This window comes from Gracilibacillus timonensis, assembly GCF_900086715.1.
Taxonomy (GTDB): domain Bacteria; phylum Bacillota; class Bacilli; order Bacillales; family Amphibacillaceae; genus Gracilibacillus; species Gracilibacillus timonensis.
In genome coordinates this window covers 258,245-274,661 of the sequence record NZ_FLKH01000009.1, presented here as the reverse complement: position 1 = coordinate 274,661, position 16,417 = coordinate 258,245, and the positions used below count along the sequence as shown (strand labels likewise).

The 16,417-nt window shown below is 38.9% G+C and carries 14 protein-coding genes and 1 pseudogene; 3 read left to right on the top strand and 12 right to left on the bottom strand.

The annotated features are described in order from the left end of the window. Window positions 1-32 precede the first annotated feature (32 nt). The 5 genes and pseudogenes from BN6556_RS21480 to BN6556_RS03470 all read right to left on the bottom strand — a co-directional run. A pseudogene (locus tag BN6556_RS21480) lies at window positions 33-137 on the bottom strand (PTS transporter subunit EIIB); the annotation flags it as partial. Between the two features lie 331 nt (window positions 138-468). After that, window positions 469-771, bottom strand: coding sequence for a metal-sensing transcriptional repressor (locus tag BN6556_RS03485; protein WP_066187216.1), 303 nt, complete (start codon window positions 769-771; stop codon window positions 469-471). Between the two features lie 138 nt (window positions 772-909). Beyond that, a complete protein-coding gene (locus BN6556_RS03480; RefSeq protein ID WP_130858766.1) occupies window positions 910-2,091 on the bottom strand; it encodes a PqqD family protein in 1,182 nt (393 codons plus the stop codon). 145 nt (window positions 2,092-2,236) lie between these two features. Beyond that, the gene (locus tag BN6556_RS03475) at window positions 2,237-3,406 is read right to left on the bottom strand and encodes an HD-GYP domain-containing protein (protein WP_066187210.1); all 1,170 of its coding nucleotides are present in this window, start codon (window positions 3,404-3,406) and stop codon (window positions 2,237-2,239) included. A gap of 482 nt (window positions 3,407-3,888) precedes the next feature. After that, a complete protein-coding gene (locus tag BN6556_RS03470) occupies window positions 3,889-4,803 on the bottom strand; it encodes a phosphatidate cytidylyltransferase (RefSeq protein WP_066187208.1) in 915 nt (304 codons plus the stop codon). A gap of 294 nt (window positions 4,804-5,097) precedes the next feature. Here BN6556_RS03470 and BN6556_RS03465 point away from each other — a divergent pair, with 294 nt between their 5' ends. Next, window positions 5,098-5,640 (top strand): hypothetical protein, encoded by a 543-nt coding sequence (locus tag BN6556_RS03465; protein WP_066187206.1) that lies wholly within the window; start codon window positions 5,098-5,100, stop codon window positions 5,638-5,640. Window positions 5,641-5,744: 104 nt separating this feature from the next. Here the strand turns inward: BN6556_RS03465 and BN6556_RS03460 are convergent, their stop codons facing one another. The 3 genes from BN6556_RS03460 to BN6556_RS03450 all read right to left on the bottom strand — a co-directional run bounded on the left by BN6556_RS03460 (window position 5,745) and on the right by BN6556_RS03450 (window position 10,580). Beyond that, the gene (locus tag BN6556_RS03460; protein ID WP_066187204.1) at window positions 5,745-6,737 is read right to left on the bottom strand and encodes an LLM class flavin-dependent oxidoreductase; all 993 of its coding nucleotides are present in this window, start codon (window positions 6,735-6,737) and stop codon (window positions 5,745-5,747) included. Between the two features lie 125 nt (window positions 6,738-6,862). Further along, complete coding sequence (locus BN6556_RS03455; RefSeq protein WP_066187202.1) at window positions 6,863-8,632, bottom strand: hypothetical protein; 1,770 nt, start codon at window positions 8,630-8,632, stop codon at window positions 6,863-6,865. 1 nt (window position 8,633) lies between these two features. Then, window positions 8,634-10,580, bottom strand: a complete 1,947-nt coding sequence (locus tag BN6556_RS03450; protein ID WP_066187199.1) for an efflux RND transporter permease subunit — start codon at window positions 10,578-10,580, stop codon at window positions 8,634-8,636. Between the two features lie 280 nt (window positions 10,581-10,860). On the opposite strand from BN6556_RS03450, the gene BN6556_RS03445 reads away from it, so the two are divergent. Together BN6556_RS03445 and BN6556_RS03440 are read left to right on the top strand one after the other, a co-directional pair. Beyond that, a complete protein-coding gene (locus BN6556_RS03445; RefSeq protein WP_316245305.1) occupies window positions 10,861-11,424 on the top strand; it encodes a TetR/AcrR family transcriptional regulator in 564 nt (187 codons plus the stop codon). A gap of 303 nt (window positions 11,425-11,727) precedes the next feature. Next, entirely contained in the window at window positions 11,728-12,540 is an 813-nt protein-coding gene (locus tag BN6556_RS03440) for an ATP-grasp domain-containing protein (RefSeq protein ID WP_066187197.1), read from the top strand. Here BN6556_RS03440 and BN6556_RS21475 read toward each other — a convergent pair. The 4 genes from BN6556_RS21475 to BN6556_RS03425 all read right to left on the bottom strand — a co-directional run bounded on the left by BN6556_RS21475 (window position 12,537) and on the right by BN6556_RS03425 (window position 16,372). Continuing rightward, window positions 12,537-12,683 (bottom strand): Spo0E family sporulation regulatory protein-aspartic acid phosphatase, encoded by a 147-nt coding sequence (locus BN6556_RS21475; protein WP_078059908.1) that lies wholly within the window; start codon window positions 12,681-12,683, stop codon window positions 12,537-12,539. The genes BN6556_RS03440 and BN6556_RS21475 overlap by 4 nt on opposite strands. A gap of 238 nt (window positions 12,684-12,921) precedes the next feature. Beyond that, complete coding sequence (gene mqo, locus BN6556_RS03435; protein WP_262361275.1) at window positions 12,922-14,421, bottom strand: malate dehydrogenase (quinone); 1,500 nt, start codon at window positions 14,419-14,421, stop codon at window positions 12,922-12,924. 467 nt (window positions 14,422-14,888) lie between these two features. After that, complete coding sequence (locus BN6556_RS03430) at window positions 14,889-15,347, bottom strand: GNAT family N-acetyltransferase (protein ID WP_066187193.1); 459 nt, start codon at window positions 15,345-15,347, stop codon at window positions 14,889-14,891. Next, window positions 15,347-16,372 carry a lactonase family protein gene (locus BN6556_RS03425; RefSeq protein WP_066187191.1) on the bottom strand — a complete coding sequence of 342 codons (1,026 nt, stop codon included), beginning with the start codon at window positions 16,370-16,372 and terminating at the stop codon, window positions 15,347-15,349. The genes BN6556_RS03430 and BN6556_RS03425 overlap by 1 nt, the downstream gene beginning before the upstream one ends. Between the last annotated feature and the right edge of the window lie 45 nt (window positions 16,373-16,417).

Genomic DNA, 16,417 nt, shown 5'->3' with positions numbered 1-16,417 from the left:
TGCTGCATTTATAGATACTTGGTTATTGATCGCTTACGCTTAAAGCGAAGTCTGGTAATACAATGGACCACACTGTTTACATTTTCTTTACCGCCGACGTTTTCAATAATATCTTTGGCAAGCTGTTCATACTTCATGTTTTTCCCTTCCTTCTGCTTCTTTTATTGTACTTCAAGTACTCTATTTTCATTGCAACTTCGTTTTGTTTATGTTAACCAGTATGGCAATAAAAAAACCTGAACTGGTATCTATGCACACACATACGTGTAGCGCAGATATCAGTTCAGGTTATGCCCGCCAAAGGTAACATTCCTAAAAACTCATATAAGTTACAATTTATTCATTTGATACTAAAATTATAGCACCTCGCACATACAAATGCAAGCGGTTAATGAAAGATTTATTAAACACAAAGGAGAAGCACTTTTCCTTTTTTTGATGTAAATAAAGGAAACGACAGACAGTAAATTACTTCGAGAATTGCTTCATTACTTCCATCAATTCTTCGATCGTTTCTTCGCCTTCTCCAGACTTAATCGCGTCACTCACACAATGCTTCATATGACGCTCCGTCACGGAAAAACCTACTTTTTTCAAAGCTGCTTGCACCGCATTGATTTGAATTAAAATATCTACACAATAACGATCCTCTTCCACCATTTTCTGTATACCGCGCACCTGGCCCTCGATACGCTTTAGCCGATTGATCAGCAAATCTTGTTCACTCTTTGAACGAGGCTGACTAGGGTGATGATGCAATGTTTTTTCCATATAATATCCGCTCCTTCTACTTTTAATATACCCCTATAGTGTATTTTTGTCAAACGATGAAAACGAGCTAGCATTTTCTTGATGGCATGGAAAACCTAAGAGTTTATCCAAATAGACCGTGCATTATTTCCCAGGAAATTATGACTTATTATAGCAACTCTTTTTGATCCAAACATAGCACCATATACTTAGAAAAAGTAATATCTGGCCTATAATTACTATCCCATCCCAAAATAACGGATCCTGCAATGGATAAGTCAACCGCGGAATAACCTGTTGCCAAATGTATACGAATTGCGGGATGAAATAAAACGCAAATAACCCGATGGTCAGCAGTGCTCCTACCATGGAAAACAGGCCATACAATTTCACGATTCGTTCTTCACCATCAAACACTTCGGTGGATAAGTCTTTTTTTATCCATGGAATCCACTTCCCTAGTTGGTTTCTGCCATTTTCAAATAGATTATAACACCTTGTGCTATGCTCCAAGACATAGTATACATCTGTTTTCATATAAATACAGCATTGATAAATCGTCTTTATACAAATATCTAATAGGATAACCGATAAAATCGCTTGAATCATCGTTTGGTCGATGAGCACTATTTTTAATACAAGGGTGGCGCATAATAAGGCCTGATCCACATATATACCAGCCAAAAACACCGTATTCTTTTTGCGCAATGACAAATCCCATGCTGCCGTCAAATCCGATTCCAAGACAAGGAAAAATAAGCGATTCCCTATCCCAACATGAACAGGCAAATCATACGAGCGCATAGCCAATATATGACCTAGTTCATGTATACTAAGCAAGACAGAGGTAACGAACATATACAGCAAAAGATTTAACGCCATGGAATCGAATACGAACAAATCAGTGTAAGCAGGGAGTAAAGAAGGGCTAAAGATAAATATACTCCCATTTCCTAATAAGAAAAAAATAAGAATAGGTATGGTAAAACGATGAAATAAAAGTCTGGCTAGTTTCGGCGAGATGTGTTGCAAACGAGCATCAGGCGATTCTGCATGTCTTTGATCCAACTTTTCCCCATCTATTTCTGTTATCAACCCTAACTCCATCAACTGTGAGATAAAAGCCAGTATATCAACGGTTTCACTTGGATACATCTGTCTTACATTCATTTCTATCGTTTGCAAATCCTCATGATGGTTCAGGCGTTGAACAGCCTCTGCTGCCATAGGTGATATTTCATAAAACTCACCGGTATCAGTAACGCACAATATAAAATTATGTTTTTCTGGTTTTAATGTGTAATGATGTAATAAGACATTACTTTGATAGGTTATCTTCACAAATTCACCTTCTGCCATCTCTTGATCAAACAAAGGAAAAAAGAGAATGCCTTCCTCGTCAGCATCCTCTTTACTCTATGATTAGAACCAGAAAATACACCACCAACATGTTGCTTTTACACGTTTTAATTTACGGATTTTCATGTTAAACCTCCCTCTTCTTATTTTTACTTTCATTATGATAGTCAATCCATAATGGATAAACTTCCTTAAAATGTTCGACTACTTGCGGATCGAACTGACTACCGCTAGCCTTCATTATCCTCTCATAAGCCTCTTCAGGGGAAACGGCAGCTCGATAAGACCGGGAGGATGTCATCGCATCAAACGCATCGGCGATCGCTACTACACGGGCGAACAAGGTAATCTCGCGACGTCTTAAACCATCGGGATAACCATGCCCATCCCATCTTTCATGATGATGACGAATGACATCGATATATTCCTTAATCCCTTCTACATTTGCCAAGGCTTCTGCACCGACGACAGGATGTGTTTTGATTACTTGATATTCTGCTTCGGTCAATTGTGAATCCTTCGTTAAGATGGCATCTGGAATACTGATTTTACCGATATCATGCAACAAACAAGCATAATAAAATAATCTTAAATTTCCTTGTTGAGATAACGGAAAAGACTTTAGCAGAATTAATGAATAGTTCGCCACTCTGTCACTATGACCCTTTGTATATCTATCTTTTAATTCTAGAGTAGCAATAATTCCTTTGGCAATATTCTCAATCTGCTGATCATATGATTCACGAAAAGCCGCTACATAACTAATAAACCTGGATAATACGATAAAAGCCACACACGAAAATACGAATACAACAAACAATGGCAGGATAAATACAAGGTCCTGTAAGGCTATCCCCACAATGATATATTTCCCCATCACGCCTAAAAACACCACATAGAAAAAGCGTTTACTTACAAAGATTGGGGAAAACAAAATAAAAATAATCTCAATAATACTGCCATGCGTATAGGGTGTTTCATAGGTTGCATAAAAATATAATTCATATAACATACTGAGCACAATAAAGACAATAAAATATAAATACTTAATGGAAGCCGGCTTATTCTGACGGATTTTATAAATAGCCACTGGTAATAATGCCAAAAGGAAAACATACATCAAAACGTCAACTAGGTTTTTCTGCACATCTGAAGCAAAATTCCACGCTACAATAGGCAGTAAATAATAATACAAAAGCTCATAACAAAAATAAGTCGTATAAAATAACCACAAAAACCAAGTTGTTGCCCTCTTTTCTTCATTTAATAAATTGGCAAACGAATGAGAATTTTGCATATTTATACCTTCCTATTCACATTATACTATATATAGAACCGTATCGCTACGTATTTTTTATACAAAATAATCATACTATAATTTTTGTATCAATGTCGAATTTTGCGTTAAATAGTGTAATACCTCCTAGGTCACTAATTTAATAGGTTCAAAGTCCTCCCACTCAAGATGATAGTCTCTCTTTTATTTTTTTGATTCTTCTTACGGCTTTTTTAGCCTACTTTTCGATATTTGGGCCTTGGTTTTTTTCTTCTTACTAACGTGCCAATTTCGTTCTCCAGTAATTCATCATCGTCGACGTTTTGTTCGAGTAATTCCAAAAACATTTGATATTGTTCCTCTAACGACAAGGCTGAACCATTGCTATTTTTGTTCTTCGAAAGAAATCAATACCATCAACCTTCTTTCCCATCTTTTATTTTATCCTTTCCCTTATTATGCCTGTGGCTAAACATTCCAAACAGATCGCTCTTCCTTACCTCCTACATAAAATCAAAAAAGTATCGAATGACATGGAAGAATACTGGGGCCGTGTAGGTCAAACTATCAATACGACTGAGATAACGTCCTTTTATTTCTTCCCATTTGGTTTGATTCCCTATTAACAAATCTCGTTTTAGTACAGACATGGTCAAACTGCCGATATATCCGGCTACACTGATTAACACACCAGAAACGACACCAAACACTGGCGTAAGCGGCGTCAAGAACGGGAAAAGGAAATAAGCAATAAGGGTTGTTATCATGATCCCTGCAAAGAATCCCTCCCAAGACAGATAAGGATTTGCCGTAGGAACGAGTCTTCTTTTTCCTATATATAATGAGGTGCCATATTGTACCACGTCATTTAATTGAGTTAACACAACCAGATATAACACTAAGTTAGGACCGTATACGGGAGTTGCTACTGGGAAATACGCCAAGTGACTAAGACCGAATACCATCAACATTAATCCCCACTGAGCAAAACTGACAGATCGAAGAAAACCGATCGTTCCTTTACCGATGATACGGGGAAGGGGTAAGAAAAGAAAAACATAAACGGGTATAAAAACAATAAACATTCCATACCAACCAATATAAATCCAATAAAATTGCAAGGGTACCATGATATAAGCCCATAAAAAGAGACGTCGATCTGATTTTCTTGTTTTCATCATGGAAAAGTATTCACGTAATGAAACGAATGATAAAATCATCACTGCAATTAAGGAGACCGTTGTATTAAATAATGTGGCAAAACAAAAAATTACAAACATGCCCCACCAAGTTTTCACGCGCATTTGGATAGTAGAGAAATCTTTTTGTGGCTGTAGTCTCTTAATACTATACAAGGCAATGGTTGCGATAATGATGGTGCATAAAATGAGACCTAATGTCCATAAAGTTTCTTGCAAACTACTCACCTCTTTTACTATGATTTTGATATGTGCCCGAGAGTAATCATTATCTCACTTACAAGTAACATCGACCAGATCAATATTTTCCTATCAAGACAAGCACAAAACACACTAGAATAAACGAATAGAAAAAAATCTCCATAGCAACACCTTTGACCATTCCATATCTAACTTAGTTTTGCGATAAAGGTTCAGATGGGGTTCATCCCGATTTTTTTTATAAGAAACATTCTTCATTGTACTGTAGTTGCGTTATAATGAAAAGATAAAATAGTAAATTAGGTGATAGAGATGGAGAATCAACCATATGTCTATATCATGCTGTCCGATACAGGAACATGGTTTACCAATATGATCAAAACGTATACCAAAGCCCCATATAACCATGCCTCTCTTTCTTTTGATGAGCAGCTTCATGAGATGTACAGTTTTGGCAGAAAAAATCCTAACAACCCTTTCTATGGCGGGTTTGTGAAAGAGAATATTTTTACTGGCACCTATAGTAAGTATCCCGAAACAACGTGTGTTATCTATCGTCTGGCAGTAACGGAACGGGAAAGAGAAAAAATGAGGCGGATTCTGGACGTGTTTATTCGAAATAATCATCGATTTTTATATAATATTCTTGGAGTAATTGGTGTTTCTCTAAAAGAACCAATTGAGTTCAGCAATGCCTATTTCTGTTCCCAATTCGTTGCAGATATTCTTTATCGCTCTGGTATTCATCTATGGGATAAACTACCTGCGATGATTACGCCAGACGACTTTCGAAAAAATCAAAGGTTGGAATTATTATATGAGGGAAGATTAGCTGGATATGTTAAAGAAGCATAAACCAGGTTGGTGAGCCTACACTAGGGAGAGCGCTCACCAACCCAGTTTGTTGATAGTACATGGTGAAAAAACTCAACATGAAATACGTCGGATAGTAAAGTTTTTTAAAGCAACTGCTTGGCCAATAGTTGATAGGATTTTTTCTTTGCTTCAAAATCGTGAATATTCGTTATCACCATAAACTCATCGGTTTGGTATACTTCCTGCAGTCTTCGCAATTGCTGTTCAATGGCGTCTGGTGTACCAATCAAACACCTTCTTCGATTATGTTTGATCTGATTCAGTTCCTCCGCAGAAAATGTTTTATTCCGTACCTCTGCCGCGCTCGGCACTTTGGTATCCGCACCCTTTCCAACATTTAATAGCCATTTATCCTGGGTCAAGGCAAGCTCTTCGGCCTCTTGTTCTGTCTCGGCACAGACGACAAAAATACAAACAATCGACTGTGGTCTTGCTCCGGTAGTCGCTGGCTGATAAGCATCATAATAAGCTTGTAAGACTTCTTGTCCATGATCTGGATTAATAAAGTGTCCAAACACAAAATTCAGTCCCAATTCCGCCGCATTCTTTGCTCCTCGTTCTGAAAGTCCTAACACCCAAAGCGGTGGAATATTCTCTATTCTCGGTCCCGCTTTCACCAAACGAAAGGGATGTTCTCGAGGCAAACTATTATTCAAAAAACCATGTAAGTCAGCCAATTGACGCGGAAATTCTTGCAGGCTTTTATTTTGATTATCGGTTAATGCTGACCTCGTTAATGCCGATCCACCTGGTGAACGTCCTACACCAAGATCGATTCGGTCAGGGAAAAAAGCAGCCATTGTCTTCGCATTTTCGGCAATTTTATAAGGGCTGTACTGAGGGAGCAATATACCTCCTGAGCCGATGCGAATGCGATTGGTAACAGAAGCAAGTCGTGTCATCAGTATTTCTGGTGATGAACTAGCCAGACCATTCGTATTATGATGTTCGGCAACCCAATACCGTGTGTACCCCCATTTTTCTGTCCATTGTGCCAATTCCAAACTATTCGCCAATGTTTGTTCCGGTGTGTCTCCTCTGGAAATAGGTGCCTGATCTAATACACTTAATTTCATTTATTGTACCTCCTTCTAATAAAGAGCAGCTGTATAGAAAAACACGTTCACATGGCAGCGAGCTTTTCCATGTAAACGTGTGACGTTATCCTCTTACCGGCCTTCAATTCCAAATAAAGCTCACTTTATCGAAACAAATCCATAAGCTTTTCCCACCAGCTCTTTCCTTCATCTGGGCTCTCTTCTTCTGTTTCTTCTTCTTCATGTTTCACAGCATCCGTCTTAATCACAAATTGAACTGTCTCTACCTTTTCATTCTTATCTGAAACAAAGGAAACAGGATCAAAGTCTGATTTGTCATATTCATTCATCATCTCATCTACTTCACTTTGTAATTGATCAGGAAGATCAGAGGTTGATTCACTTATTTCATTGGCGCCATCGGCTAACTCTCCAGCACCACCTGCTAATTCTGAGGTACCCTCTGGTAATTCACTAATACCATTATGAATCGAAGCATAGTTCGTCGTCAATTCATTCACACCATCGGTATACTCCACAAGACCAGAATGAAAGGACTGGTATTGTTCAGATAGCTCCGCTACGCCGTCCTGTAATGGCTGCAGGGAACTCTCGATATCCAATTGCTCGCTCGCCGAACGCATTTGGTCGGCCATTTCTCCTAAAGAAGAAGCTGCCTCTTCCTGGGCTGCATTTGCCTCTTCAATTGTAGGGATAATATCTTCCAAAGACTCTCGTTCTTGCTGATACACCTGTTGTGCCTCTTGTGCCTTTTGATAAGTCGTGATGAGGGCTTCCACCAATTCTGGATCTACCTCACTTTCACGTAAAGCCTGGATATCTTCTTCTGTCACTTCAGAGGTCGGTATCTCCTGAATCGCTTGATCCAATGCCTCAAGAGACTCTAAATAGTTGGTATCCAGCCCTCCAATACCTTCACTTGCTTCCTCTAATCCATTCGCCAGATCTTGTAAAGTTCCTCTTAGCTCCTCTAAGTCTCCAAGTTGCATCCCTTGATTCAATGACTCATTCATCGTATTTAAGGCCGATTGAATGGAACTCGACCCATTCACCAACTCTGAGGAGCCATTGTTCAATTCGGTTAAGCCATTCTGATAACTGGATGAACCATGTTCCAATTCTGTTATTCCGTTATTTAATTCCGACATGCCTTGTTGTAGATCATTGGCACCACCTGCTAGATCTGATAAGGCATCCGATAAGGTACGAAACTCATCTTTTGCTTCCTCCATATCTGGTGAGTCAATAGCCATTGAGGCAGGTATTGCACTAATTTCCATTGACTCTAGCTCAAAATCCGTTACATTCGCTTCCAACACAAAATCTCCATTTTTCTCTGGCATAGCCTGAAAGTTCACTTGTTTATTCTTACCCGAATTCGCTATAGTGCCATCTTCTGCTTGGATATCCTCGAATTTTTCACTGTCTAGTGTGATTGATATTTGTTGTAAATAATTCTCAAAGAAAACAGGATCCACTTGATCATTCTCTGACGTGTGCACTTCTATTTGTACCGTACCATCCTGACCTAAGAGCTCTTCCGCAGATATTTCTTTGCCGTTCAGTCGATAGGTTATTTCATACTGCCATGGTAAGGGCTTTTCTTCTAAATTACCTTGATAATAAAATTGTTCTTGATCTGTCGAGAATTGCATTTGATCCCCGTTTTGTTCTATTTCTGATAAATCGGTTAGATTCTTAATATTTGTATAATCCCCATAGTCGGTTACTTCACCTTGATTATCCAACTCGAAGCTATTGACAACATACATATCCTCTTGTGTTCCATTTGGTTGAAGTGTGGCATATATCACTTCATCTTTAGCTGGATGAATCTCTTCTGCCGCAACCGGAACGGCCGTTAGTATTAACATACCAGTAAGCATCCCTAGGAATAGTTTTTTTATGGTCATCTTATCCCTTCTCCTTAAAAAAATTTGCTTTCCACGTTGTCTTATCCATTACTTTGTCAAACACAACCAGTATGGCTGGCAGGAAGAATAGCACCATAATAAAAGCTAACAGAGCACCACGTCCCAATAAAAGACCAATAGACGATACGATTGGGTTGGTGGAAGTAAACCAGAGGATAAAACCGACACTCGATAAAATCGAGGCAGAAATAACGATGGAAAACACCTTCTCATCAATCGTCTTTTTAATTGCCTTTAGAGCTGGTAGTTCTTTACGGTTTTCTTTATAGGCTTCCGTTAATAAAATCGCATAATCTACCGTTGCCGCCAGTTGAACCGTACTGATGATTAAATAACCTACATATACCAGTGCTGTATCCATAAAATATGGAACAGCCAAATTAATCCAAACAGCTGCTTGAATCGTCAACAACAGTACAATTGGAAAAGAGATCGAGCGAAATGTCACTAGCAGCACGATGGCAATCGCAATAACCGTAAGCAGATTAACTACCACATTATCCCTTTCGACAGTTGTCTTCATATCATAAAGGGTAACACTTTCCCCCAATGTATATGCCTCTTCACCGTAGTAGTTTTCCGTAATTGTCTCGATTTGACCGATTAAAGAAAAAGCCTCTTCTCCTTCCGATTCCGTCTCTGTATTAATAATCATCCGCGCATAATTATCCGAGTAGAAAGATTCTACCTCACTTTCCTCCAAATATTCTGGCGGAATAACCGGACTAACAGTATTGACGTAAGAAAGTACGCTGGTAACATGATTCAAATCTTCTAACTCTTGTGTTAATTCCTCTTCCTTGGCTAAATCGCCAGTCGGCACCAGCACCACAACCGCCGTTGACTTACCAAATGTATCTTCAATGGCTGTTGCATCCTGACCGATCCTGGTATTGTCTGGCTGCTCCCCAGTACCATAAATAAAATTGGTATTACTTTGTGCTAAGAATGCTGGCACAATCAATAATAACACGAGCACCATCACTGGTATCCGCAGCTTCAATACTCGTCTCCCTACTCCTTTAAAAGCAGGTATAATTGGTTTGTGGCTGGTTTTGTCGATCCATTTATAAAAGGTTAACGTTAAAGCAGGTAAAAAGATCATCACACTGACAAAGCTTAGTACAATACCCTTGACCAAATTAATACCTAAATCCGAACCAATTTCAAAATTCATAAACGTTAACGCTATAAAACCAAAAAAAGTCGTTGAGGCACTAGCTGCAATCGCTGGAAAGGATTGTTTGATTGCCAGTTTCATCGCAGGAACCGGATCCTCCCCACGGTTACGAAAGTCAGAGAAGCTATGCAACAAAAAAATCGCATAATCAAGCGATACTGCTAACTGCAGTATCGGCGCCACCGACTGGGTAACAAAAGATACCTCGCCAAGAAAAATATTGGTCCCTAAGTTGATTAATACCGATACCCCTATCGCCGTTAGGAAAAAGACGGGCTCCATCCATGAATTGGTAGATAAGATCAATATAATAATAATAATCGGTACTAATAATAAGGCAGCATATGCCGATTCTGAACCTGCCATTTGCTGTGAATTGGCGGTATCGACTGCCTCCCCGGCTAAGGCATTCTCCTCACCGATCAAATCATAAATCGCTTCTGTAATTGCCACCTCATCCCCTTCACGAATATGTAAAGAAATGAGTGCATGGTTATCTTTATAATAGGTTTCTACTGTATCATGGTCAGCTAGTTCCAACGGTGTCTTGATATCAACTGCGTCATCTAGCCATGTCACTTCACTTATGCCGTCTATTTCTTCCAATTGCTCCTTGTAAATAAGTGCTTCTTGGACCGAAACATCCTCCAGCATAACTCGAGCATTCTCAATTCCCGCATCAAATTCTTGTTCCATTGTATCCATCGCAATGCTTGATGGAGAATCTTCCGGCAAATAATCTGACATATTATAATTGACAGACACCGCAAACTGCGTGATGCCGCTAACAATAGCAATCAGAAAAAACAGGATTACGATTGTCTTTTTATATTTAATAATAATTGATGAAAAGTCTATAATTGATCATCCCTTCTTGATTTTATCCTCCATCCATTTTATTATTATATAGACATCGTGTTGGATAATCAACAAACAGTTCACGAAATTGTGTCGTAAGCCCAACATTTGCTGAAAAAGTGTTGGGATGTCACAGAATATTCATATTTTTTAGGCAGGAGGAAAAGAAATGATGGAGAAGAAAATCGACCGACGTAAGAAATATACCTTGATGACTTTAAAAGAAAGCTTTATTTCTTTGCTAAATGAAAAGCCTTTTACTGCCATTACAGTCAAAGAAATATGTGAGAAGGCTGACATCAACCGTTCCACCTTTTACACTCATTTCGCCGATCAAGAAGATTTACTTTACCAAATAGAAACTGAGATTATTGAAGAAATGAATAAATATTTACAGGAAAATGAGTTAGTAGAACACAGATCGGTCCAAATGACGAAGAAGCTTTTAGAGTATATTGAAGAGAATAAGGACATCTGTTACACCCTATTACATCAGCAAATCGGTACCAATTTTGAAAAACGAATCATGCATATCGCAAAAGACTTCTTAATGAATCAAACAAAAATTCCGGATCAGGAAAAGGCCTCTTACCTCAGTACCTTTATTATCAGCGGAGCGATTCATGTGATTAAAGACTGGCTGGCAAACGATACCAAACAGTCGCCTGAACAAATGGCACACATCATTATTCAATTTACAACAAATGGATTGTCATGTATTTCGAATGAGTGAATTATCGCGATACCTTAGCACGGCTTCCGCTGCCATGGAGCGCGATACATATTCCCAGAGCGCTCGCCAAGCGTAAAAACGGCCGAACTCACTGTTCGCGAAAAGGTTCTACTTTAAATAATCCAAATTTGCAGTACTGGATTAAAAAGCAGTACGAACATGTTTGAAGACTACTTAGATATAGATTATATCTTACTATATATCAATCTAGTAATGCCCCCACAAACAAATGATAACTTACTGTTTTCTAGATTTTGTGCTATGATAAAAACGTTAATCCAAACAGAGATGAGGAAATCAAGCATGAAATTGATATCATTTAATGCCTTTCGCACTATTGGCATACCCGGAATAACCTACATCAAACCGGAGCTTATGTTCCGCGAAATGGATGTAATTAAACAAGCAGATGTGATTCTTTTCCCAGAGACTTGGCAGGTATCTACGCTGGTTTACGGATTAAATAAGTCGATTTTTCCCAGTATAGAAACCTTGCAAATCGGGGCAGACAAAATAGAAATGACTCGGGTTCTTCAAGGAGTGGTTCCACAGCACGTTCCTTACACCGAGATTCTTTCCAATACAGCAGCCAATATAACAAAAATACTCGATACATTCCCATTTCCCTTTGTTGCAAAGGAAGTGAAAAGCTCTATGGGACAAGGTGTCTTTCTGATAACGGATAAACAGGAATTATTAACCTATGCCCAATCTAATGAAGTTTTATACATTCAAGAATACCTGCCCAACGATGGACAGGATCTGCGTGTTTGTGTGGTTGGAGATGAGGTGTATGCCGCTTACTGGCGAAGTGGGCAAAAGGGAGACTTTCTTCATAATATTGCACAGGGTGGCGAGGTTCATTATACGGATATACCCAATGAAGCTGTTCAAATGGTAAGACAGCTTGCCAAAAGACTTCATATTAATCATGCAGGATTTGATGTATTATACAGTCATCATCGCTATTATATTCTAGAATTCAATGTATTATTCGGAAACCAAGGGCTGAGTCAACAGCCATATACAGTAGCTCAAACCATTTATCAATACTTATCCAGACATAATGAACCTCCTTTTCCGACATCACCACTGCCAAGGAAGGTTATCTCTTAATCGTTTGCATACTGTCCTCTAAGTTGATTTAATAGTTGATCTAGGTCGGTTGAGGTCTTTAAAATTTCTTCATAATTTGCGTCTTGCTCGTATAATAAATATAATGTTTCTCTCATGGATTCTATTTTCTGTTCCAATGTCATCAGAATGAAAACTCCTTCTATTTTATTATTGCTACAATCATTCCCTGTTTTGTTCCGTTCAAAACAAAACAGGGATTATTTGTTTTAGAAAAAGTGCGTGTGTTCTTAGCAGATAACTGCATTTCAAATAAAATAACGTTCTACTTATGTTTACACAAAATAAAATTGGCTTCTATTCCATTACAGAAGAAGCCAATTGTACTATTGGATCATTCATTAGCGCTCTGTAGTTCTCTACCTACACGTCTAGCGCTAATGCCTTATCGGTAGTTTCGTGGATTTCTTCTATTAATTGAGGATGATCTAACAACCTTTTTCCATAGGATGGTATCATCTCTTTGATCTTTGGTTCCCACGCTTTAAATTCTTCTGGGAAACAATCCTGCAATAAACCAAGCATAGCTGATACTGCTGTAGACGCACCTGGTGAGGCACCAAGTAAAGCAGCGATGGAGCCATCTTCGGCGGTAACTACCTCTGTACCAAATTGCAAGGTTCCTTTTCCACCGTCTTCGGTATCTTTAATCACCTGTACACGCTGTCCCGCAACTAATAAATCCCAATCTTCAAGCTTTGCATTTGGAATAAAATCTCTAAGTTCTTCCATACGTTGTTCTTTGGATAACAGCACCTGTTGGATTAGATATTTCGTTAATGGGATATTTTTGAATCCCGCGGACAACATGGTGAATAGATTATTCGGTTTCACCGACTTTATTAAATCCCAGTTAGAGCCGGTCTTTAGAAATTTGGGCGAAAACCCTGCAAAAGGCCCGAATAACAATGACTTTTCCTGATTGATAAAACGAGTGTCTAAATGCGGAACAGACATAGGCGGTGCACCAACCTTAGCCTTGCCATATACCTTGGCGTGGTGTTGTTTGACAACTTCTGGATTATTGCATACCATAAAGAGTCCGCTTACAGGAAAACCACCCATCTGCTTCCCTTCTTTAATACCTGTCTTTTGCAATAAATGAATACTGCCTCCGCCAGCACCGATAAAAATAAACTTTGCTGTATGATTTTTGACATGGTTGTTGACGTGATCGCGAACACGAACATTCCATCTGCCGTCTCGATCCCGTTTGATAGATTCTACGGTATGTTGATAAAATACTTCTGTTTCTTTTTCTTCTAAATGCTCAAATAATTTCCGGGTTAATGCCCCGAAGTTCACATCGGTCCCAGAGACAATTCGTGTGGCGGCTATCGGTTCTTCCGCCGTTCGATCCCGCATCATCAAAGGCATCCATTCTGCTAGTTTTTCGAGCTCTGCGCTATATTCAATTCCTTTAAATAAAGGATTTTCCGCCAAGGCTTGATAACGCTTTTTTAAAAAACGGACATTGTCATCCCCTTGAACAAAACTAATATGAGGAATGGATTCAATAAAATCCTGCGGGTTATCGATTAAATTCGTTTTTACCAAATGAGTCCAAAACTGTTTGGATACTTGAAATTGTTCATTGACATTATTGGCTTTCGTTAAATCCATCGTGCCATCCGATTTTTCAGATGTGTAATTTAATTCGCAAAGCGCGGCATGACCCGTACCAGCATTGTTCCATTCATTGGAGCTTTCTTCGCCGGGCTTATCTAGTTTTTCAAATACTTGTATCTTCCAGTTCGGTGCCAATTCCTTGATCAACGTCCCTAAGGTTGCACTCATGACTCCAGCACCAATTAATATCACGTCTGTACTCGTTTGATTGTCGTTCATGTCTACCTTCCTTATTTTCAAAAATTTACAGTGTACTATTCTTCCTTTCTATAGTGTATCATTGTTTCGATTATGTGTCACTCCAATCCATCATCTAAAACGAAGGACTATTATAAAAGAGACTTACGTTGGTTTAGCCTCTTGCAGCATGAGGAGACTAACAAAAACGTGTGACAGCAAGTCTTTGCTTGCATGATTTCATTCAACTTATATCATCAAAAGAAAATGCTGACTATCGATAAGGCGGGACGCTGTTAAGCAGAGCCCTTTACGGAGTGGTGCGTTTCATCGTTTTATCTGCTAGCATTGGCAAACTATCAATCTTACGACATGGAATAGATGAACTGGCTACTTAACATCATCCGTCTTATCGCTTCTCCGATTAACTCATGTTCAAAATCGTTCTGCCTCCTATTATGTATTGTGCCAAACATGGGATACTTTCTGATCTTACAAGATCGTGCAACACAAATGATCCTTTATTATTTTAAGTAGGGTATTGCTTTCAATGCTGGTGGATTATCAATCGGCACAGCACCTACTTTTTTTTGGTAAAATTCAACTGGCCCAGCGTCTCCAATAATCGCGTAGGCATAGCCTTTATTCTTCATCTCGTTCAAACTATGTACGAGTAGCCTGTAACCAATTCCCTTTCCCCTTGCTTCTTCTTTAACCCCTGTTGGTCCAAAGAAGTTACGGAAGGTGGTATCGATACAGGCAAACCCTAATAATTCATTTCCATTAATGGCAATAAAACAATTGGTTGGTACAGTAGAGCAAGCAACCTCGCATTCGCTCACCCAATTTTCTGCAAAATGCTCCCTCACCCATCCTAACACAATATGTCTCTCTGGTGGCAAAACAGGCCTAATAATGAAATCATCCGTTTCTTGCAGATTATCTAACAATGGCGATTGAAGATTGACCAACATGTCCGTCATTACATCACATTCCTTTCATAGGTTAATAAGCAAGTGGGAGCGTTCATCTTAAATTGAGTTTTTATTTTCATCAATTCTCCTTTTTCACCCACTTGTAATACAGATATTTGATCACTATGCTCATTTGCAATAAACATAAATTCTCCATCATTTGTTATCGTAAAATTTCTTGGCCATTTTCCACCTGTCGACTTCTGATCCAAATAACTTAAGCTGCCGTTTCGCAATACTTGAAAGCGTGATATCGTGTCTCTTCCACGGTTAGAAGTATACAAGTAAGCACCATCAGGTGATAAGTGAATATCCGCTCCATAGTTACCCTCTGTTTCGTGTGCTTCTACTGTTGCTATTTGTTGTTTCCACTCCAAATGCTTGGTATATTCATCGTATTGATATACCGAGACGGTAGAAGAAAATTCATTGACAATGTAAACAACCCCTAACGACGGATGAATGGCTATATGTCTTGGCCCCGACCCTTCCGATAATGAAAATGCATGCTTCTTTATTAATCGATGACGCTTATCATCTACACGAAATAGAAATAGTTGGTCCTGCCCTAGATCAGTCACTAAGTAATGATGATCCTTTCCGATGGGATAACACATATGAGGGTGAGAAACATTCTGGACGTCTCCTAATTTATAAGTATCGGTACATGGTTGAACAGTGCCGTCTTTTTTTATTGGATGTAGTGAAATTGTTCCTCCTCCGTAATTGGCCGTTAGTAGATAACCAGACTCTTCCTTTATATGTAGATGACAAGGACCTGCCCCTGTCGATTGACGGCTATTTTCCTGCCAATGCTTTCCTTGATTGAAGAAGATCACTTCCCCTCTCTCTTGCTCACTTATTGTATAAAGAGAGGAAGCTTGTGTACCAACTGCTAGAAAGGAAGGGGAAGCAACACCGGATAAACTATCTTCCCATTGAAATTGCTGCTTATCCGAATGGTAGGAAACAAATTGAATGGTCTTATCTTCCTCTTTTCCATAAGAACCAATCACTAAGGAATAGGTTGTCATATACTCCCTCCTAACTTAATTTGTTGACGATCAAGCACAAATCGC